Raw genomic sequence first — 23,003 nt, 5'->3', positions numbered from 1 at the left:
CTTTGATTTTGTAAGCGTTGGCTGAGCGTAAGTCGAAGCCTCTATGAAGTGTGATTTTCCCAAGCTTACCCACTTCGGCTGATGCTCAGCGCACCGCTTCGACTTACGCTCAGGGTACGATGAGCACTTATGGGTGAATATTTAGTCTTAGCCTATATTACAATACTTGAATTCTTTTTTTCAATCGCGTTGTTGACACCGTTTCAATAGTTTTAACATCCTGACTATACCAGGAGATCCATAGCTCATACATAAGCCAACGAATCTCATCAATCTCAAGGGTGTTAATCGCGCCTTTTTGTTGCATTTTTTGTTTAAGCAAATGAGCGAGTTCCTCTTGCTCAATTTGATACTGGCGATCCTGCTTTGCTGCTCTTGTTGCCTTTTCCAAGCGATTACTAAGTGCTTGTAGATAGAGTGCAATACGTTGTAACCAATGATAAGGTGTTTTTACAATAAAACCCTTATAAACTAAACCATCAACGATACTACGCACTTCTTGGTAAAGTGCTAATAAATCAAAAGGCAACTTCTTGCGATTAAGTAATTTATGTAAGCTTTGATAGCTTAACATCAAGGCTTCAATATCACTGCATAGATTTTCAATCGTTGATACTAATTGCCCTCTTCCTGAATCATACATCGCATTAAACTGCCCACGCGCGCGTACAACAGGCTTTTTCTCAATCGCAAAAGCAATATCATAAGCTTTAGCTATTAATTCATCCTGCCATTTCGTCTCTTTGATAAGACTAAATAATAAATGCAAGTTCTTATTATGCGCGATACGTTCAACTAACGTGCGGTTGATATGTGCGCAGGAAAGCATTAATAGCTTACGTGTTGCAAACCTTATTGCAATTTCGGCTTCCACTAGGGTTGATTTTTGCGTTAGTACCACACCATCCTCACGTGTCTCAATGCATGGATAAACACTTAGTTTAATGCCATGTTCTGTGACATCACGCGTTAATGCAATCTCACAAAAATCCCATGCTTGATAAAGTGTATCATTGTTCTTTTTAGCCACTTTTACCTGTGGACGCTCAATACTACGCAATTTATCGCGAATCACGCTTAGATCACGACCTTCAGCCAGCACCTTATTTTGCGGATCAATCACACGATAATTCATATATAAATGCGCCTCAATAGCCGCATCCTGCCAAACACTTGAGTCAAATGAAATACCGGTAATACGCACTAATTGACGCACTAGAATATCATAGAAGTTAGCCGCTAGATCAATATCAATCGCCTCAATGACCGCTTGTGCATAATGTGGCACTGGCACACACGCTTTACGGATATTCTTAGGAAGTGCACGCATCAAAGCAATAACTTTTTCCTCCAACAATCCAGGCACAAGCCAGTCACATTGATTAGCATCGATTTGATCTAATAGCACTAATGGCACGGTCATCGTTACCCCATCATCTTTCGCTGTCGGGTCAAAATGATAACTTAATGGCAACTGAAACCTGCCAAAATCGAAGAAATCAGGATAGGCATTGTCGGTTACATCACGTGCTTCATGTTGCATCAGACTTTTTTTGTCAAAGATCAGCTGCTCACGCTCAAGCTTTGATAAGGATTGATACCATTTTTCAAATACCACACCATTGTTAATATCTGCTGGAATCAGTTTATCGTAATAGCTAAATAAGGTTTCTTCATCAACGACAATATCGCGTTTACGCGCCTTATGCTCCAAGTCTTCAACTTCTTCTAATAGACTTAAGTTCTTTTGGAAAAACGCAGCATTTGTTGCAAACTCACCATACACCAAAGCATGACGAATAAATAACTCCCGCGAGACTTGTGGATCAACATCACTGTACTGCACCTTACGATTAACCACAATATCCAAACCATAAAGTGTAATACGTAAGCTTGCCATCACTGCTTTACGTTTTTGGCTCCAATGCGGCTCGCTATAATGCTTTTTGCTTAAGTGCTCAGCAATAGATTCTAACCAAGCAGGGTCAATTTTAGCGATCATTCGTCCATAGAGTTTGGTCGTTTCGGTAATTTCAGCAGCACATAACCATTTCGGTGTGCGTTTGAATTGCGATGAGCCAGGGAATATATGAAACTTCATGCCGCGAGCACCTAAGTATTCTTTAAGCTCATAATTAAAGCCGATATAACCCAATAATCCTGATAATAACGCTTGATGAACCTGCGCATAGCTTGACTTGCTTTCTGAGATTGTCCACTTAAAAGTCTTAGCGAGATTCAGCAGTTGAAAATAAACCTCTCGCCATTCGCGCATTCGCAAAGGAGATAAAAAATTCTTTTTGCAATATTCACGTGTTAAGCGATGGGATAAGCTTTTAGTCTCAGCATGAAAACGTTGCCACAGATTAACCACTCCCAAGAAATCTGAATCCTGATGATGGTTTTGTTTATGCATTTCATCTGATTTTTGTTGAAACTGCATCGGTCGCTCACGCGGATCTTGAATACTTAAAAAACTAACAATAATCAGAATCTCACGCAAAACTCCGAGTTTTGCACCACTGACAAGCATGCGCGCCAAGCGTGGATCCAATGGGAACTTGGCAATTTGTCGCCCAATTGGCGTGATTTGCAGATGATGTTTTTTGCTGTGCTCAGTTAATGCACCTATCTCATGCAGTAAGCGATAACCATCTTTGACCATGCGCGAATCAGGTTTCTCTAAAAAGGGAAACTTCTCGATATTACCAAGTTTTAAGGTTTCCATTTGTAAAATGACTGATGCTAAGTTCGTACGTAAAATCTCAGGATCAGTAAATGCCGCACGTGATCGAAAGTCTTCTTCTGAATAAAGTCGAATACAAATCCCTTCAGCGACGCGCCCACAGCGCCCCGCTCGTTGATTGGCACTGGCTTGTGAGATTGGCTCAATCGGTAAATGTTGCACTTTAGTGCGATAACTATAGCGACTAATACGCACATCACCACTATCGATCACATAGCGAATACCAGGCACAGTCAATGAAGTCTCGGCAACATTCGTTGATAAAATAATGCGTCTGCCAACGCCGCGTGGGTTAAATATCTTATCTTGATCAGCATTGGATAATCGCGCAAATAATGGCAAAACTTCGGTATGTCTTAATTGCGCTTTTCTTAATACTTCTGCCGTTTCATGAATATCACGCTCCGTTGCGAGAAACACCAAAATATCACCTAGTTTTTCGTGATGTAGACTATACACAGCACGCAAAATCTGATCTGCTTGTGATAGCTCATCCTCAAAATCTAGTGGGTCTTGATAACGAATCTCAACTGTATAAGTCCGACCCGAGACTTCAATAATTGGTGCATTAAAGTGCTCGGCAAAACGTGCCTGATCAATCGTCGCTGAAGTAATAATAAGCTTTAAATCGGGACGTTTTTTTAAAATCTGATGGATATGTCCTAATAGAAAATCAATATTTAAACTGCGCTCATGCGCCTCATCGATAATAATCACTTCATATTGCGAGAGATATTTATCATTTTGAATTTCCGCTAACAAAATACCATCGGTCATCACCTTGATAAAGGTATTGTCATTGGTTTGATCACTAAAACGAATCTTAAAACCAATGCCCTGCCCGAGTGGCATATTCGTTTCTTCACTTAAGCGATTGGCAATGGAGCGCGCTGCCAGACGCCTTGGTTGCGTGTGCCCAATAAGCCCTTTGGCACCTAAACCTAAATCAAGACAAATTTTGGGTAATTGCGTTGATTTTCCCGAGCCAGTTTCACCGGCAATAATCACCACTTGGTTATCACAAATGGCTTTTTTAATCTCATCAACCCGCTGACTAACTGGCAAATCAGGATAATTAATCTTAGGCATGCTCGTGCGACGCAGTGCCACCTCTTGTTTCGACTGATCCGCATCAGTGAGCAATTTTTGCCATTTATCATTATCCGTATGATGCGCTTTGGCAAGCTCAGTCAAACGCATCATTAATCGTGCACGATCTTTTGTTTGTACATTGTTAATAACTTTTATCAATGAATTAGTGGACTGCATATTCTAAGGCGTATTACTTTAATTTTTCTCACAAGTGGGATCATAGCACATTTACCCATTCATAAAAACATTGAAAAGTACCAATTTTGGAACTGTTATAAGTTACAATTCTTTTGGTTTATTTTGGTAAATAGTCAATGAATTATAAATACAAGGTTGAACTTGAAGTTGAGGTAGTTAAATAACTTAAAGCACTGGAGCTACGGCCCTTTTTTGTGTCAACACCCCGCCTCACAAGCTTAAGCACCCCCCTTGCAAGACATAGGTTTATAGGGATCTTTTTGTAAGTGGGTTTTAATAAAATGGTTGAGTATTATAGGGGCATTTTAAAACCATAATTCTCTCTAGAATGTGTAATTCCAATTATAACCCGCAGCCATAATCCCAGCTGCAGGCCTTAGCAAACTCATCATAGTAGTTTGTGTTTTTTTCTAGTGTTTTTAAATAGTCAACAAAGCTTTTATCAAACATCGTCTGTCCAATCTCATGCTCAAGATCAACCGTGCGCTTAATATCGTCTGTTGACAAAGTAACAACATCCCTTTTGGTTAAGTGTATACACGGCTGACATTCAAGTGATCGATGATTTAATGGTGTTTTAAACGGTGTCTTTGCAATCAAATCATCACGCCTACTTTCATCACAATCTGCTAATAAGTAACATACTTCTCGGTCATCGTAGCGTTCAGACTCCAAGATATTATCAGGTAAATCAGTTTGCGCTTTACTCATCGCACGACGATTTGCCAATAGCATAACGGCCTCAAGGTCTTCATCATGCGCCTCAAGCCAATTTAAAATTGCCATACCCTTTAGAAAGCCCGCGCACCAGTGAAACTGTTGTGATGGAAATTGCTTGCGCGCCTTAACCAAGGCACTAAAATCATGCTCAGGTTTCAGATGAACTGATTGAAAGCCCAATGTTTGAATCCATGATCTTGCGCTATCAACACGCGCCTGCCAAGCACTTGCATGCCAACCGGTATCAACAGACAAGACGATCACTTCTTCTAAGCCAAGCTCATAAGCTTGCTGAATAAGTGCGACACTATCATCACCAAAGTTTGCAATAATACAGTACATCGCAAATTACATACCAATTTGCTGTTTAAGCTTATCCAGTAACTGCTTTGCTTCAACGCGTGCCTTGCTAGCACCCTTTGCCAAGTATTCATCAATAATATGCTTATTCGCTAACAAATAATCATACTTCTCACGCATTGGCGTTAATACTTCATCCATTTTTTCAAACAGTGCCTGTTTGGCTTCACCCCAACCAATACCTTGCTGGTAGCGTTCAGCCAATGCTGCCACCTCAGATTCATTGGCAAAGTGCTTATACAGTGCAAACACCGTACACTCTGTTGTGTCTTTAGGCTCCTCAGGTAGCTGTGAATTGGTCACGATCTTCATCACCTGCTTTCTTAATTGCTTGCTTGGTGCAAATAACTGAATCGTATTGTTATAACTTTTGGACATCTTACGCCCATCTAAACCTGGGATCGTTTGCGTTTCTTTATCAACCATCGCTTCAGGCGCTTTAAGTAAATTGCACTTATAGATGTGGTTTAAACGATTAGCAATATCACGCGCGATTTCAATATGCTGAACCTGATCTTTGCCAACAGGCACCAAATCCGCACTAAACATAATAATATCCGCCGCCATCAGCATCGGGTAATTAAAAAGCCCCATGGTGATACCTGCCTCTTCATCTTTTTCACCTTCAGCAATATTGCCATCGACTGCGGCCTTATAAGCATGCGCACGATTCAACAACCCTTTGGCAGTCACTGAAGTGAGAATCCAATTAAGCTCCATAATCTCAGGAATATCTGACTGGCGATAAAACATGACATGCTCGGGATCAAGCCCCAAAGCCAGCCAAGTGGCTGCGATTTCATAGATATATTGCTGTCTTAATTTACTATCCCATAATTTAATCAGTGAATGATAATCAGCAATAAAAAAATAGGCATCAAACTCAGGATTCTTTGCCATCTCAAGCGCGGGTTTAATTGCACCAATATAATTACCAATGTGCGGTGTACCCGATGGCGTAATACCTGTTAAAACGATCTTTTTTGATTGATTATTTGCTTTATTCATATTTTCTATAACTAAATACTAAAATGAGGCACTAGTGTAACAGAAAACCGCTCTCAAACTAAATAAACACTGGTAAATTTGCATGACTGTAGTATAAAATAATGCGCTATGTGTAAGCACCAAGGCAATAAACCACACCATGAGTTGGCTAACGAAAATTATTCCACAATTACGCTCAGATTCACAAAAGAAAGAGCTGCCTGAAGGCGTATGGCACAAGTGTCCTTCTTGTAATGCCGTTTTGTATTTACCCGATTTAATTGAAAACATGTTGGTTTGTTCTAACTGCGAACATCATATGCGTTTAAATGCGCGCCAACGTGCAAGCTATTTCTTTGATAAAGATACGGCTGTTGAATATTTCAATGAGGTTAAACCCAAAGATGTTTTAAAATTCAAAGACACTAAATCCTATAAAGATCGCTTATCTGCAGCACAAAAGAAAACCAAAGAAAATGATGCCCTTTTAGTATTTGAAGGCTTAGTTCAAGGTAAAGCTGCGGTTGCTGCTATCTTTGACTTCAGCTTCTTAGGTGGTTCGATGGGCTCGGTTGTTGGCGAGAAATTTGTACGTGCTGTTGACCTTGCGATTGAAAAGAAAGAGCCACTTATTTGCTTTACCGCGAGTGGTGGTGCGCGCATGCAAGAGTCATTGTTTTCATTAATGCAAATGGCAAAGACCAGTGCCGCTCTTGCCAAATTAGCAGCACATAAGCTGCCATATATCGTGGTATTAACAGATCCAACCACCGGTGGTGTCTCAGCATCTTTGGCAATGCTTGGTGATATCCATATTGCTGAGCCTAACGCATTGATTGGCTTTGCCGGTCCCAGGGTTATTGAGCAAACCGTGCGCGAGAAGCTGCCTGAAGGTTTCCAGCGCAGTGAATTCTTGCTTGAAAAAGGCATGGTTGATCGCATTGTTCACCGTCATCACCTGCCACAAGACATTAGTCACCTATTGGATAAATTGCTGCCAACGCAGCATAACCACGCGGGTTAACCGTGCATAATGGCATTGTTGATACTCAATTTTCTCAGCGTATTGAACAAACTATTGATCAAATTACTTCTTTAGATTTCCCTCAGGCAACACTCAATGATGTAAAGCTTTTTCTTAAGCGCTTAAATATCAGTTATGTGCCACATGTTATTACTGTAACAGGCACCAATGGCAAAGGCTCAACCGTTGCCATCTTGTCACATATTTTACAGCATAATGCCATTGATCATATCTGTCATACCTCGCCACATATTCGTTTTTTTAATGAACGCATAAGTCATAACCAACAACCCATTAATGATCACGACCTATTAGGCTACTTACAACAAATTTATGCCTTGTGTTTAGCGCTTGAGATCAAGCTGCATTATCACTTTATTAGCTTTGTGAGTACATGGCTTTATATTCAAACGCAAAAGCCCAAGTACGCAATTCTTGAAGTTGGTGTTGGCGGCAGACTGGATCCAGCTAACTTATTTGATGCGGATATTGCTATTATTACCACTGTTGCATTAGATCATTGTGAAATGCTTGGCAGCACAATTGAGGAAATCGCGCTTGAGAAAGCACATATTGCCAGAGCGAATAAGCCCATTATTATTGGTGATCATTTCCCTAAAAATGCACTTGATTATTTACATCATATTAATGCTAAAGTTATCTACGCCAAGCATGATAGCAGTATAAATAATGCGTTTATTCATCCTAACAGCATGGATTGTGCATTAACTGCCATTAAACACTTTGACATCACACTTTCATTACCAGATGACTTAGCAGCTTATCGCGTTGCTGGACGCTTTCAGATAATCCAAGATAAGCCCTTAGTCATTGCCGATGTTGCTCATAACCCACAGGCTGTGGCGCACTTTTTCACTCAGGTTAAATCCTTATTAATGCAAACACCTAAAAAACGCGTGCTTGCTATTTTTAGCGCCAATCAGCATAAAGATATAGTAAACATTCTTGAATGTGGGAATGGATTTGTTGATCAATGGCTTATTCCTGATTTAAGCACAATTGATCCGCGTTTTTCGCCATTAACTAATCAGCATAAAAATAAGCTTTTTCCACATAACAGCATGTTCTTTGACAGCTCTTTTGCTGCATTTGATTACATCACAGCAAATGCCCATGCTGATGATCTTGTTATTGTTTTTGGGTCATTTATATTAATTGGCGAACTCAATAAATATATGGATAAAATCACTGTTTCTCAACAACTAAATTATTAGCAATTAGCACTTCCTCTAAAGCCAGAACTCGTCTTGTTGCACTAAATTGATCTCCAAACTTCCGCACGCCATCTTCACGCATAGCTTGTACATGGTTTTTCAAATAGTCATTTAAATGCTCTAGCGTTTCAAGCTCATAGTAGGCAACGAATACCTTGTTATTATCTTCACATTCAAGTTGCTGATACAGTTTTGCACTGACAAACCCGTTATATTTCAACATCTCGACAGCATGCTGCTTTAACCATTGAAAAAATACAGTATCAATTTCCTTACTAACATAAAGTGTTACTTCATATTTGATCACGCTAAATCCTTAAATTACCAACAAATGATAGGCAAATATTACCACTTTCATCTTAATGTTTAAAATAACTCAGTGCGTTTATTGCAGCTTTTAAGTAGCTGGCGCATAATGCCATATAATTGATAGTCACCATAATCGAGCCATTTATACACTATGACGATAGAGCAAAATAAAGCCAAACAGCATGTTATTGAAAATGAACTTGAAATGCTTACGTTTGGCAAACAAATGAGTCAAGACTTAAACAAGGGTGACGTAATCTATCTTCATGGTGATCTAGGTGCGGGTAAAACAACCTTAACCAAAGGTATTTTACAAGGTTTAGGTTTCACTGGAAGTGTCAAAAGTCCCACTTATACACTCGTTGAAACCTATCCCATTAACGGCATTACTATCCAGCACTTTGACCTATATCGTTTGAGTGATCCTGAAGAGCTTGAGTGGATTGGTATTCGTGATTACTTCACCAATGACACGATATCACTGATCGAATGGCCTCAAAAAGGAGGTGATTTTTTACCGCGCCCAACGAAAGAAATTCACATCCAATATGCAAATACTGGACGTGCTATCACCATTTCAAATTAACATTCTACGGCAACATTTTGAGCTGCTGACGCACTTTCTAAAGAAAACAAATTACTTAAATGCTTTTTGTAACGCATAACATCATGAGTAACCTGTGGATCTTTAATGACATCATTGCTCATGAAAGTTGGTAATGCCTGCATACCCAAAAATTGATTTGCCTTATGCACTGGCAAATACACGCCATCAACACCAGCGCCTTGAAAGAACTGCTTAGGATCCTCAAAAGCTTCAGTTGGCGCATTCCAAGTCACAGATAGCATATACTTTTTATCATGTAGCAACCCACCTGAGCCATATTTTTTAGATACATCATTACGACTACGACCATCATTAACATAAAGCCTACCATGCCCATGTGTGAATACTTCATCCATATATTTCTTCACCGTCCACGGTGGTCCCATCCACCAAGCCGGCATTTGATAAATAACAACATCTGCCCATAGAATATGGTTGATTTCATCTTCAATATTATAGCCATCCTCAATTGTCGTCACACGAACAGCATGCCCTAAAGCGCTAAGATGTGACTGCGCAACATCGGACATATATTGATTTAATGCGCCTTTGGAGTGTCCAAACTGCTTCTTGGCATTAATAATTAAGATTTTTTTCATTGATTTTCCCAGTGAGAAATAGTTTGCATAGTATACAGCAATTTCCCGCGTGTATTAAATAGCCAAAATAGCAAAATTTAGCAAATATCTTGAGCCGTCCTCACTTCAGTACAGTTAACACTATTTTATAACATCCGCTAGCGTATGTTGATTTAACTCGTTAAAGAATGATTGAAGTGCATTACCTAAGATGCTTTTTAACTTACAATCAGGCAATAAAACACAGTTTTTAAGTGACTGATTGAAACACTCCGCTATATAAAAGTTTGGTTCCAATTTAGCAATTAACTCACCAATATTAATCTCTTTAGGCGCTTGCGCTAAGGCAATGCCTCCACCTTTACCCTTTGATGAGTTAATGACACCCAGTTTTGCTAGATTATGCACGATCTTAACCATGTGGTTTTGTGAGATCTGGTAAAACTCAGCGACTTCTTTTGCTGTACATAGTCGTTGTTGATGCATGGCTAAATAAACCAAAGTGCGCAATGAATAATCGGTAAAGCTTGTTAGTTGCATATTATTGATCTTTCTCAACTTTTATTAAACTTTTGCTAATATGCTTTTGACATACATATTTGTAAATATGTATATTTATCACATATTTAATTTCACACGTCAAAAAAGGAGCATATATGCTATCCCAACAAACTGTTAACACCGTTAAATCAACTGCGCCAATCATAGCTGAGAAAGGGCTTGAGATAACTCAAACCATGTATAAAAACCTCTTTGCCAATGAGCCTGAGATCAAAATGCTCTTTAATCAGTCACATCAACGCTCAGGTGCTCAACCTAAAGCTTTAGCTAATGCTGTTTATGCCTATGCGCAAAATATCGATAATCTTACTGTTTTATCGCAAGCCGTTGATATGATGGTCACCAAGCATGTTGCCAACCATGTTAAAGCAGAACACTACCCGATCATTGGCAAATACCTTATTGCAGCAATTACTGAAGTTTTAAACCCTGAGGATCACGTGCTAAATGCATGGGCTGAAGCTTATGGCTTTTTAGCTGATTTATTGATTCAAAAAGAAAATGAATTATATGCCAAGCAAGCAAATCAAACAGGTACATGGCAAGGATTTAAGTCTTTTATTATTGATCGAAAAGTCGCTGAAAATAGTGATGTAATTTCTTTTTATCTTAAGCCTCAAGATGGCAAACAGCTAGCCCCCTCCTTGGCTGGGCAATATATCACAGTCAAAATTAATCATCCTCAAAATGGTCAGATGATGCGTCAATACAGCTTATCTGCTGCCGATGAAAACACTTATCGGATAACCGTGAAAAAAGAGCAACGTAATGCCACACATCCTGGGATTGTGTCAAACTTCCTACACCAGAATATTAATGAACAGGATGAAATCGCTATCAGTGCGCCAACGCGCAGTTTTCTACTAAAGCCACAAGAAACCTCTAAACCCATTGTGCTAATTTCAGCAGGTGTTGGTATCACTCCTATGCTTAATATGCTTAATTTTCTACACCAATCTGGTACAACACAGCCGGTGTACTTTATCCATGCAACACAAAATAGTCAGTCGCAAATTTTAGCCCATGAAATTGACGATATTGCCAATAAAATGCCTAATTTAGCAGTTTTTTACTGCTATAGCTTACCGCAAAATGAGGACATACAGCATATGCGAGTACATCACCATGGCTATATAACACAAGATTGGTTAGATGAGATATTACCAACTAAAGAATGTGATTATTACTTCTGCGGACCTCGCGGGTTTATGCAACATACCTATCAGATTCTAAAAAACTGGAAAGTAAAACCTGAGCACATTAACTATGAGTTCTTTGGACCTGAAGAGGTGTTAGAAAACATCTAAAATAAAGCTTGTAATACCTCATCTTGAAAGTGGTATGCTTGTTTTTTCTGTGATTCCAATAAATTAGTGATCAATATTGAAAATATATACTGCTGACCATTCTGCGCTTTGATATAACCAGATAATGCCAAAGACGTTGTTCCTGAGCCCGTTTTAGCAAAAACCTTGCCTATTAAAGTTTTATCACTACGCCACTTTAAGGTACCTGATTGACCATAGACTGGAAGTGACATTTTGAAAATATGAAAGCTTTTTTCTGATTGCATTTTATAAAGCAATTCGACGATAAAATCAGCATTTATCAAATCATTTTCTGACATGCCTGCGCCATCTTCTAGTTGAATATTATCCGTATCAAGTGCAAGCTCTTTATGTAAAATATCAAGCATGGCATTTTTACCACCAACAATACTGCCTGCTTGAAAAATTTTATAACCCAACGTTCTTAGTAAACTTTGCGCATAAAGATTATCAGAAAGCTCAAGCATATGTTTAAGCAAAGCAGATAAATCAGGCGAGTTATGCTGACTTATTAGTTTAAGTTCAGTAGGCTTATTATTAATCTCTTGAATGTTCCCTGTAAAGCGAATATCTAGCGCTTTCAGTTGCTGTTGCAATACTTCTTCAAATAACTTTCTAGGGTTAGCAATGGCAAATTTAAAGGTGAAATCCCCTTTTGGTAAGCAGCCCGCTAACATCAGCTTGTTTTGCTCAGTCATACTTGCATTAAACTGACACGTTTTCAGCATATTATCACTCGCTGCTAACAGCCTATTGTCATAATCTACTGTCTCACCACCTATCTCATGCACCTTGAAGTAATTCTCTTTTGCTTCAAGTTTTAAAACCACTTTATTCTCATTCAAAGTATATGCTGAGCTTTGTGCACCAAAACCAAACACACTGTCACTTTGACTTTGATTAATCGGATAATTGCGTCCTTGAAACTGTTGATTAATGAGATAAATATTCCCCATGATGGATTTAATATTATGCTGCGGGAGGCTCTGAAGCAATATTTTCAATGCTTCAGATGTCAAACTCGGGTCACCTGATAAATCAATATATAAATTATCAATGCCCTTTTGATCTTTGCGATCATAATAAAGCTTTGTTTTATATTGATAATTCTGCCCCAAGCTTAGCAATGTTGCCGCTGCTGTCAAAAGTTTGGTATTACTTGCAGGCATCATATTTTTTTGACTATTAAATGCTAATAATGTTTTACCATCTTTTGCATTAACCACTTTCACCGCAACCAACGCACTACTTAAATGGTAAGCATTAATGGCTGACGTTAGTGCTTTTTCAAGTCGTACATTAGCAAAACTTAAATTTATCACTGCAATGGCTAAAATCGCTGTTAATATGACACGCATATGCATGCTCCTTATGCTTTTATAATTTACGCCAGTGAATCTGACTTCAACCACACGTTTAGGTGCTCGTAAATTGACTCAGCAGAGATTGCCACCTCACATGGTGCAAAAACATCTTTAGTAATAGGGCAAACCTTCTTTAAGCAAGGTGAGCAGGTTAACTTAGATGATACATGGGTTACTTGTTTACCAATAGCACCCGTTAGCTTGGCGGATGTTGAACCATACATGCCAACCACAGGCGCATTACAAGCCGCTGCTAAATGAGATAATCCGGTATCCACAGAGACAATGGCATCACTACAACTAAAAAGCTCCGCCAATTGTGTCAAGCTCATTTTATCGAGAATAACGGCATTTTGATGACTCTGTGCTATCTCATGCGCTTGATGCTTTTCATGGTCATTGCCCCATGGTAAGAGCACTTTGACATTATCATCTGCTAATAACTTCATCAACTGCTGCCAATGCTCAAGCGACCAGTGTTTACTCGACCATGTTGTAGCATGTAAGAAAACCACTTGCTTATGCCTTTTTTGCGTATTTTGTTTATGCCATTGATAAGAAATACCATAATTGATTTCATCTGAAACCGTATAGTTAAACACCTTAGCAAACAGTGTTTTGACTCGCAAAATCGCGTGACTCCCTTTGGCTACCGCAATTCTACGCTGATAAAAGAAGCTTGCGGCAGGTTCGCGCGCTGAGTGCTTATCTAAACCATATTTAATACCTTTTGCACCCTTGGTAATCCATGCACTTTTTAACAAGCCTTGTGCATCAATAATATAGTCATATCGCTTTGACTTAAGTTTCTTTTTAAACGCACGAATGTCAGCAAAATGCTTAAATATATTCTTACGCCATTTACGCACTTCTGCTTCTAGCACTTCATTCACAGCTGGATGCCACTTAGGGATCTCGGCAAAAGCCTTTTCAACCACCCAGTCAAACTCAATCTCGGGCATTTGCTTTTTGGCTTCCGTTAACGCTGGCAGTGTATGCAGCACATCACCTAACGATGAAGTTTTCACAATTAAACATCTTTTCATTAACTTTTATAAATCATCATCTGTTTATTATTGACGCCCACATTCTAATGATTTTTAAATGACAATGCTATGGGCACAAGTTAAAACGTTTTACATGCACCTAACAAATAAAGAGTATACAAGGAGAAACCTCTTTATTTTTTATTGAGTGGCTCACCTTCTTTGGTTGAAATAAACGACCCACTCAATGAATTCATTTCCCTTTAATCCCCGACTTTACTCAGCGTAGAATTAATTGTGAGTTGTCGTGTGCAATAAACAAATATATCTCTGATTTCAAATACTAAAATTTTTTTGAGAGTAAATGTTTACTTGTTACTACATCTCAGCCGGTGAGCATAGAGAAAAAACTTATGCAGGATAAAACATCATAGAAGGAGTTAAGTAAAAAATGAATATCGATAAAAATAAACATAAGATACAGGTAATATTTTTAGCTCTATCTTTAACATTAAGCGCATGCAGTAGCTCACCAGGAACTGATTCTGGTGGCTCAATAAATGGTATTAGCATCACTGCTCCTGACCATATAGATTTAACTACTGGAACCTATAGCACATTTGATATTATGGTAAGTGGAGCATCTAAATCTATCTCCCTAGGTGCAAACTCTAATCAAACCTATAGTATTAAAATCAGTCGCATTAAAGGATTAAATATTATTAACAATTGCCAAAATGTTTTAGTTGGCACATCTTGTAAACTACTCATTGAACATGATCCAACCACAAATATACCTCCATCTTTTGAATATGAGGTAATATACGGCGCTCAAAGTATTCCTAAATCAGCTAAAGTTGTATATGAACAAGAAGGTGCTCTTTTATCAAATATAGATAATTTAGACTCATTGACTATAAAGCAAGATAATGCCATTTTCCTAAGCAATGTTTTGCCGGATCAGAATTTACATATCTCAAAAGTTGAATTTATACCTGACAATGGATTTGGTCCTGCTATCATTTCCAATGACAGCTGTAGTGGAACAGATTTGACGCCAAGCACTGGCTGCTCATTTGATATCAGCTCAGACACAGACACAGCAGGTTATATTTCGCTTGATGGTGGAGCAACGCATTTTGAACACATTAACATTAGCGGATTACATGTTACTCAAAACCCAGGGACTTTTTCCAGCAACACGTCACAGGCACAGACTTATCAAGCTCAGTATATCATTAGTAACAAAAATGGTTTAAACCCTATAAGTTTTAGATATACGCTAGACGGAGATAGCAAAGTGATCACTGAAGACAGTACAAAAAGCACTTGTCATGGCATAACCCAACTAAAAGGTGGTACTTCTTGTTCGGTGGTGATTAACTATACTGCACCTAAAAACTCTCCGACAGATCAGAATATAGGAATTACTGTCAAATATACTGACAACAACAATCACCCACATTCCATTCACTCAGGTTTAGTTACCAATGTTAATTCAGCTAATATCGTGGGTTACAAGTCGATGGATAATATTCCTGCGAATAGCCAAATCAACCATAGCTATACTTTTGAATACACATTCAAAAACATTGGCAAAGAAGATGCAACAGGTATAAGATTTGCTAATTTTTTTGATCCAAACACTATTACATTAGATAAAGCAAGCACATGCATGCAATCTAAAATCTTAAAACCAAATCAAGGCTGTATTATCAAGGGGACTTTTATAGCCAGAAAACCTGATCAAAGTTACTATTTAAGCTCAAACTTATTTTATAATCAAGGGCACTACGTTAGTCTGAACAACCTAACTAAATCTGCTGATCAAACAACAAAACCTATTGTCATTGGCGCAATCACCACAGACGTTCCTGCTAATAATATTATGCTTATGGGAACTCCTTACACTATGACATATAAGTTTTCTAATATTGGTAAAGCAGTAGCTAATAATCTACAGTTTATTAATACACTGCCTCTCACTACTGCTGGTTTTTCAATAAATGCAAATCAAAGCACTTGTAGTAAAGCTAAAACATTAGCACCGAATAGTAGTTGCGATTGGATTTTTGCTTTCAACCCTACAAGTACAAAAATCAATACATCAATAATTTCTAATTTACATTACGACAATGGGAATAATGTAATCCTCAGCAATGGAAACTTAATCAACAATCATAAAATACCACCTACTGTACTAGAGAATAAGATTATTATCACACGAAATGGCGACAATATTCCTTCAACCACACATAATGGTCAGAAGTATTCAGTAACCTATAATATTCAAAATAATAATAGTAATAATGTAATCAACAACCTATCCATTCCAGCTCTAGGTGGTCCTTTGTCTCGTGACACGGCTAGCACTTGCATAAGTCAGCTTGCTGCAGGATCCGCATGCACTATAATTTTGAATTACCAATCAAATACTCCTGTGCACTACAGCCATGATATATCACTTTACTATGATGTTACCGATGGCATTCATACAGCTCAAACATCAAAAAAAATGGGCACCATTAATACAACAACGACAGATGTTTCAAAATACATCTTGGCCACTCCAAAGGTAGCCATTCCTGAGAACCCCAAACAGTACAAAAGTTACCCATTTGATTATATATTTAAAAATATTGGGGACAATTCATTAACAAACGTTACATCAGATCTCACCACGCTCACTGCAGCTAAAGGATTTACAATCAATCAAAATACATGTCAATCTATTGCAACAATGAATAAAAATGATACCTGTGAAATCTCAGGTATATTCTACCCGGCTCAACAAGGTTTGATTGGCACAGCTGATATTACTTTAAAGTCTGATAACCACAATAACCTAATAACCGTTGACCTTAGTAATGATAACACTTTAATAGTACAAGGAAATAATGCTTATCCTCAAATGGCTGCTGCAAATTATGGTGGTTGTATAATACATGACAATAAATTATATTGTTACGGAGCACAACAATATAACAGATTTGGTAATATTGAAATATACACGCCAAAAAATATCTACACGCCACCTGAAGGTAAGATACTAAAAACCGTTAATGTATCAATGTTAAATACTTGCGTTATCATTGGAGATCCAAGCACTACAAACAATAATCAACTATACTGCAGAGGCCTTCTACCGTCTGGTCCAACACCATATTTTAAAAAAATAGCTGCAGCCCAAACTGGTTTGGTAGTAAAACAAGTTGCATCAAATGCCGAGCCTACCCTGCCATACATGTGTACCATTGAAGGAAAACCAGGTGATAATACTCAGGATATGGCATTTTGTTGGGGGTATAACACGTATGGAGAGCTCGGTAATGGGAAAACAAGTGGAGTCGTCACTACTACGCCAACGAAAGTTGATACTACAAATATTCCTCAAGGATATGTATTTAAGTATATACGCACGTCTAATACAATAGTACCTGAGCCATTTACTTGCGCTATAGTTGGATTACCATCAGATGAGCTTCACAATCAAGTATACTGCTGGGGAAATAATACATATGGATATTTAGGTCTCGGAAATGATAGTTCTGTGAAGAAAAATATTACCATTCCTACTAAAGTTGATTTCGGTCATAATGCTTCAGTGTCCCAGTTGGTAACAACTTGGTATGGTGGTTGTGTTTTAATGGAAGGAGATAGCAATCAAGTACAATGCTGGGGTGGGATCCTCGGTGATACTTATAATTATGGATTTCCAGGCAATGGTGAGTATTTACATACACAATATTCACCTGCAGAACCACTTAATTTAAAAACTATTGTTGGGTCTTCAAAGATCATTAAATTAGTAGCCGGCAACTCTACTGTTTGCTATCTAACCAATAACAAAACAAACAATTTAAATTGCTGGGGGGCAAATCTATTCTTCCAGCTAGGTAACCAATTAAATAATTCAATAGATGATAACAAAGACCCTACAGAATTCAAGAAAGGAAGTACACTGCAACCGACCCCTAATGAAGACTTTTCAAATACTGTTAGCAATACATCTGGCTTTAAAGATCTCTATATAGGCGCCCAAACCACATGTGGGTTAGCTAAAGATGACAAGTATTATTGCTGGGGGCGTGGTACTGCCTCTTGGTTTGGTCAGCCTGTAGGAACTAATACAGTGCCCACTAAAGTTACATTATATCCTCTTACTATCCCTAGTCCATAAAGCTAGATTACCTTTATTATGCGCCATAAACTTTGGTGCAAAGTATATCTGAAATTTCCATGGGTGAGCTTTAGCTCAACTATATACCACCCATGAATCATCGTGTACAATATTCGACATTTATACTGCCAGATATATGAACCATGTCGACTGAAAGCACGCACACACCGATGATGCAACAATATTTAACGATCAAATCTCAATATCCTGAGACACTTTTGTTTTATCGCATGGGTGATTTTTATGAGTTATTTTATGATGATGCGCACAAAGCCGCTAAGCTTCTGGATATCAGTCTCACAACACGCGGCAAATCAAATGGTGAACCCATTGCCATGGCGGGTGTGCCCTATCATGCTGCTGAGAATTATCTATCACGCTTGGTCAAACAAGGTTTAAGTGTGGCCATTTGTGAGCAAGTGGGTGATGTTACCAACAAAGGTCCCGTAGCACGCGAAGTTGTGCGTGTTATTACTCCGGCAACTGTCGCTGAAGAAAGCTTTACCGATAGTCACGATAGCAATATTCTAATGGCAGTTTTTGAGAATAAAACACGTATGGGCATTGCCTATTTGGAGTTTACACAAGGCGAGCTAAAAGTGCTTGAAATCAAACGTGAGGATAATACACTTCATGACCAAGTTCACCGCTTAAAGGCCAAAGAATTACTGACTTGTGAGTCAAGTTCCGATAAAATTCAACCTAATCTGATAAATGAACAAATCTCTATCCAAAAGCGTCCCGAGTGGGAATTTCAATTAATGGGTGCCAAAAAGTTGATTCAGCAGTACTTTGGTCAAAATGCCTTAACTGATGAGCTCAATAAAAAACCATTAGCAATATCAGCCGCTGGCGCCTTACTCAATTATCTTGAGAATACGCAAAAGGCAACACCGAAACATCTACATAGCATCGCCATCGAATCTGATGAGTGTTTATTAAATATTGACACTTCAAGTCGACGTAATCTTGAGCTTGAAACAAGCCTCTCAGGCAAAGGCAATCACACACTTTTTGCCATTATCAACAAATGCCAAACAGCGCTTGGCAATCGCCTATTAAAACAATGGTTTAAATCGCCAACAAAAGATCATTGTATTTTGAATAGCCGCCAAGATGCAATACAAGATTTAATCAATCAAACCGCAATTGATGATATTCAACATTTGCTTAAGCAAACACAAGATATTGAGCGCATTGCCTCACGTATTGCTTTAAATAGCGCCAAGCCAAAAGATTTAATTGCACTCAAACATACTCTAAATATATTACCAGATCTCAAAGCAACAATTGCAAACAAACAGCATAATCCATTGCTTATAACTCATGCTAAGAATTTAATGTTATTACCGCAAATTCTAACACTTTTAAATGCATCTTTAGTTGATGAACCACCGATCACCATTCGCGATGGTGGTGTGATTAAAGATGGCTTTGATGCACATCTTGATGAACTGCGAAACATCAGTCAGCATGCGGGGGATTATTTAATTCAGCTTGAGCAACAAGAGCGTGAACGCACTGGTATCAACACGTTAAAGGTTAGCTTTAATAAAGTGCATGGTTACTATATTGAGATATCCAAGGCGCATAAAGTGGAGCTGCCTGTTGATTATACACGCCGGCAAACACTCAAAAATGCTGAGCGTTACATCACACCTGAGCTGAAATCCTTTGAAGATAAGATTCTAAGCAGTGCGGAAAAAGCACTTTCCTATGAGAAAAGCTTATATCAGGATATTTTAGAAGAGATTCTTGTGGTGTATCAAGATCTGCAACAAACGGCAAAAGCAATTGCTGAGATTGACGTCTTAACGAATTTTGCCGAGCGCGCGATTACCTTAAAATTAAATCGTCCACAATTATCAAAAGATAAGATTTTGGACATCCAAGATGGGCGACATTTAGTCATTGAAGCTTTATCTAAATCACCCTTTATTGCCAATAGCAATTGCTTGGATCAGCAAAAACACTTACAAATCATTACCGGCCCTAACATGGGCGGGAAATCAACCTATATGCGCCAGATTGCACATATTGTGTTTCTTACGCATTTAGGGTCTTTCGTTCCAGCACAAAATGCATTAATTGGTGATATTGATGCCATTTATACACGTATTGGCGCATCTGATGATATTAGCTCAGGTCGCTCAACCTTTATGGTAGAGATGACAGAATGCGCACATATCTTGCGTCATGCAACGGATAAGAGCCTCGTATTAATGGATGAAATTGGACGCGGCACCAGTACATTTGATGGCTTAGCACTGGCCATGGCATGTGCTGAAAAGCTATTAAAAACCGAAGCTTATACACTCTTTGCTACACATTATTTTGAATTGACTCACTTAGCTGCACAATACCCTACATTAGAAAATATTCACTTTGAGGCAACGGAATATAAAGATAACATTATTTTTTTGCATCAAGCCAAACCAGGTGCTGCGCTTAAAAGCTATGGTATTCAAGTGGCGAAGCTTGCGGGTGTGCCCCATGATGTATTAAAGAATGCCAAAAAGATTCTATCACGGCTGGAGATGCGCGATAGTGATCCTTACGCACCTATTCAGCAAAGTTTGGACTTTAGTTTCACAGCTCACCATGACCATGATGACAAAAATGATGAGAATATAACGCATGATTATGAGCTTGTGATTGAAAAGCTCAAAGCACTCGATCCTAACAAGCTCACTCCGATTGAAGCAATGACGACACTATTTGACCTAAAATCAGCACTTGAAACCGCCACAAAACAACTGGTTTAAATTCATTATTAGCTGCAATCTCATCTTTAATATTTCAACAATAATTCATTCATAACAATGGGAACATTTCATTTTTTAAATTTGATGTGACAACGAAATTATAAGTTTGGCTCTCCCGCAATAAATGTGGGAGTTGAAGGTGAGCGCCTAAGTCAGTAGAATCAAAGCATCCAATATTTTTATGTGCTTACTAAAATGCATCAATTTATGAATGATTTGCTCAACCTGCCTGATACTAAAGTTACTGGTTGTAAAATAGTTGATAATACCGCTTATATTGATGTTGCAAGTACAATTGATGAGGTTACAATCAGAAAAGGATGCAATGATTACTTAACTAACTTAATGATAAAGCACCAGTAATAGTGAATCGATTTGATGTTGCCAAAAATATAGACAATGCCTTGTTGATATACGCAAATCAAATGGCACCAAAACCGACTTTTGGATTGACGTCATAGAGAAAGTAGAATTATTAGACAGAGAGAGAATAAAATGAAATATATTAAATTAGGAAAAACTGATTTATCAGTAAGTAGAATATGTTTAGGCACAATGACTTGGGGTGTTCAAAACAATCAAGAAGAAGCATTTAAACAGATGGATTATGCATTATCAAAAGGCGTTAATTTTTGGGATACAGCAGAAGCCTATGCAATTCCGCCCTCACCAGATACTTATGGTACAACAGAGACAATAATCGGTAATTGGCTCAGTTCAAGAAAGAAAAGGCAAGACGTTGTTCTAGCAACAAAAATCTCGCCTCTTCCTTGGGCAAGAGGTGAAAGTAATCCTGTTATAAACCATGAAAATATTATTAAAGCAGTAAATGCAAGTTTAAAAAGATTGCAAACTGATTATATTGATCTATACCAATTACATTGGGTGGTTAACAGGCCTAATTATCATTTCGCTAATTGGTGGGATTTTCAACCTGCACAAGGTTTTTCTGATAAAAAAATAATATGTGAAAATATATTAGAGACTTTAAGAGCACTAGATCAGTTAGTAAAAGAGGGGAAAATTAAGCATATAGGATTATCAGATGACTCAGCATGGGGTATTAAGCAATTTTGTGACTTATCTGATCAGTACAATCTGCCAAGAATTGTAAGTATTCAAAATGAATACAACCTTTTAAGAAGGCGAGATGAAACGGATGTAATGGAAACTTGTGCTTTGGAAGATGTTTCATATTTATCATGGTCACCATTAGAAATGGGTGTTCTTAGTGGGAAATATTTAAATGGTAATAGACCCGATGGCAGTCGATTTTCAGATAAAATCATGGGAGACCAAGCCGAAAGATTTATGACTAGACTGTCATCGATGAATGATTTAGCTGTGCAAGAATACATGGATATTGCTCATAAATACGATATCGATGTATGCCAAATGGCAATTGCATTTACGTTAAGAAGAAGCTATATGAGCTGTTCTATCATAGGGGCAACAACTATGGATCAACTTAAAAATAATATTTCAGCAATTGACTTGATGCTAACAGATGAAATGTTATCGGATATAGAAAAGGTTAGAAGAAAATACCCTGTACCATTTTAGGAACAATCAAACCATGTCAGAAAAGATAATATTTTTTGTTAAGTTATATTCTCAAAATGGTAAAAATGAAGCGCTATATGAATTATCTAAAAAAAACTCGTAGTACCAATTAATGCTGAATTAGACTGTTACGCGACAAACTGCAGGTAATTAGACCCCATGAAAATTAAAATTTAATAACAAAGGGGTTATCAATTTTATGAAAATACTTGTCAATATATTCCATCCTAAACTCCATGAATCTTCAAAAGTAAATATGAGATGGGTTAATTACCCATGAGGCTGTGCATTATCAGCACTTGAAGCAATAGAAAAACAACTGGTTTAAAGGGAGTGTTCATAAAACTGTGTCAATTTAAATTTAATATTGATGTAGTGTGTTATTGCTAGAATAAACAGA

15 protein-coding genes are annotated in these 23,003 nt (G+C 38.0%); 7 read left to right on the top strand and 8 right to left on the bottom strand.

Going from position 1 to position 23,003, the window contains the following annotated elements; all coding sequences use genetic code 11:
• Positions 1 to 157: 157 nt before the first annotated feature.
• From hrpA to ACY10D_RS02445, 3 genes are all read right to left on the bottom strand, one after another.
• Complete coding sequence (gene hrpA / locus ACY10D_RS02455) at positions 158 to 3,997, bottom strand: ATP-dependent RNA helicase HrpA (RefSeq protein WP_486999218.1); 3,840 nt, start codon at positions 3,995 to 3,997, stop codon at positions 158 to 160.
• A gap of 381 nt (positions 3,998 to 4,378) precedes the next feature.
• Positions 4,379 to 5,098, bottom strand: a complete 720-nt coding sequence (locus tag ACY10D_RS02450; RefSeq protein WP_486999217.1) for an adenine nucleotide alpha hydrolase family protein — start codon at positions 5,096 to 5,098, stop codon at positions 4,379 to 4,381.
• Positions 5,099 to 5,104: 6 nt separating this feature from the next.
• Positions 5,105 to 6,124 carry a tryptophan--tRNA ligase gene (locus ACY10D_RS02445; RefSeq protein ID WP_486999216.1) on the bottom strand — a complete coding sequence of 340 codons (1,020 nt, stop codon included), beginning with the start codon at positions 6,122 to 6,124 and terminating at the stop codon, positions 5,105 to 5,107.
• Positions 6,125 to 6,263: 139 nt separating this feature from the next.
• Between ACY10D_RS02445 and accD the strand changes: the two genes are divergently transcribed.
• Positions 6,264 to 7,127, top strand: a complete 864-nt coding sequence (gene accD / locus ACY10D_RS02440) for an acetyl-CoA carboxylase, carboxyltransferase subunit beta (RefSeq protein ID WP_486999215.1) — start codon at positions 6,264 to 6,266, stop codon at positions 7,125 to 7,127.
• A 2-nt stretch (positions 7,128 to 7,129) separates the two neighbouring features.
• Positions 7,130 to 8,362: a bifunctional folylpolyglutamate synthase/dihydrofolate synthase gene (locus tag ACY10D_RS02435; RefSeq protein WP_486999214.1), complete on the top strand. Its 1,233-nt coding sequence runs from the start codon at positions 7,130 to 7,132 to the stop codon at positions 8,360 to 8,362.
• Here ACY10D_RS02435 and ACY10D_RS02430 read toward each other — a convergent pair.
• On the bottom strand, positions 8,334 to 8,669 hold the full coding sequence (locus tag ACY10D_RS02430) for a DUF4286 family protein (protein ID WP_486999213.1): 336 nt from the start codon (positions 8,667 to 8,669) through the stop codon (positions 8,334 to 8,336). The genes ACY10D_RS02435 and ACY10D_RS02430 overlap by 29 nt on opposite strands.
• 153 nt (positions 8,670 to 8,822) lie before the next feature.
• Between ACY10D_RS02430 and tsaE the strand changes: the two genes are divergently transcribed.
• Positions 8,823 to 9,257 carry a tRNA (adenosine(37)-N6)-threonylcarbamoyltransferase complex ATPase subunit type 1 TsaE gene (gene tsaE / locus ACY10D_RS02425; RefSeq protein WP_225630051.1) on the top strand — a complete coding sequence of 145 codons (435 nt, stop codon included), beginning with the start codon at positions 8,823 to 8,825 and terminating at the stop codon, positions 9,255 to 9,257.
• Here tsaE and ACY10D_RS02420 read toward each other — a convergent pair.
• Together ACY10D_RS02420 and ACY10D_RS02415 are read right to left on the bottom strand one after the other, a co-directional pair.
• A complete protein-coding gene (locus ACY10D_RS02420) occupies positions 9,254 to 9,877 on the bottom strand; it encodes an NAD(P)H-dependent oxidoreductase (protein ID WP_486999212.1) in 624 nt (207 codons plus the stop codon). The two genes, tsaE and ACY10D_RS02420, sit on opposite strands and share 4 nt — an antisense overlap.
• Positions 9,878 to 9,997: 120 nt before the next feature.
• A complete protein-coding gene (locus ACY10D_RS02415) occupies positions 9,998 to 10,396 on the bottom strand; it encodes an Rrf2 family transcriptional regulator (protein WP_486999211.1) in 399 nt (132 codons plus the stop codon).
• A gap of 116 nt (positions 10,397 to 10,512) precedes the next feature.
• Here ACY10D_RS02415 and hmpA point away from each other — a divergent pair, with 116 nt between their 5' ends.
• On the top strand, positions 10,513 to 11,724 hold the full coding sequence (gene hmpA / locus ACY10D_RS02410; RefSeq protein WP_486999210.1) for an NO-inducible flavohemoprotein: 1,212 nt from the start codon (positions 10,513 to 10,515) through the stop codon (positions 11,722 to 11,724).
• On the opposite strand, the gene dacB is transcribed toward hmpA, so the two are convergent.
• Both dacB and waaC read right to left on the bottom strand, forming a co-directional pair.
• Positions 11,721 to 13,103 carry a D-alanyl-D-alanine carboxypeptidase/D-alanyl-D-alanine endopeptidase gene (gene dacB, locus ACY10D_RS02405; RefSeq protein WP_486999209.1) on the bottom strand — a complete coding sequence of 461 codons (1,383 nt, stop codon included), beginning with the start codon at positions 13,101 to 13,103 and terminating at the stop codon, positions 11,721 to 11,723. The two genes, hmpA and dacB, sit on opposite strands and share 4 nt — an antisense overlap.
• 26 nt (positions 13,104 to 13,129) lie before the next feature.
• Positions 13,130 to 14,137 carry a lipopolysaccharide heptosyltransferase I gene (waaC, locus tag ACY10D_RS02400; RefSeq protein WP_486999208.1) on the bottom strand — a complete coding sequence of 336 codons (1,008 nt, stop codon included), beginning with the start codon at positions 14,135 to 14,137 and terminating at the stop codon, positions 13,130 to 13,132.
• A gap of 409 nt (positions 14,138 to 14,546) precedes the next feature.
• Between waaC and ACY10D_RS02395 the strand changes: the two genes are divergently transcribed.
• The 3 genes from ACY10D_RS02395 (at position 14,547) to ACY10D_RS02385 (ending at position 22,603) form a co-directional block, all read left to right on the top strand.
• Positions 14,547 to 18,275: an RCC1 domain-containing protein gene (locus ACY10D_RS02395; RefSeq protein ID WP_486999207.1), complete on the top strand. Its 3,729-nt coding sequence runs from the start codon at positions 14,547 to 14,549 to the stop codon at positions 18,273 to 18,275.
• A 143-nt stretch (positions 18,276 to 18,418) separates the two neighbouring features.
• Positions 18,419 to 21,040, top strand: coding sequence for a DNA mismatch repair protein MutS (gene mutS, locus ACY10D_RS02390; RefSeq protein WP_486999206.1), 2,622 nt, complete (start codon positions 18,419 to 18,421; stop codon positions 21,038 to 21,040).
• A 495-nt stretch (positions 21,041 to 21,535) separates the two neighbouring features.
• Complete coding sequence (locus ACY10D_RS02385; RefSeq protein WP_486999205.1) at positions 21,536 to 22,603, top strand: aldo/keto reductase; 1,068 nt, start codon at positions 21,536 to 21,538, stop codon at positions 22,601 to 22,603.
• Positions 22,604 to 23,003 lie beyond the last annotated feature (400 nt).

Source organism: Cysteiniphilum sp., assembly GCF_057495195.1.
Note: the sequence above shows the minus strand (reverse complement) of the source record. Positions and strands in the feature narration are given on the sequence as shown.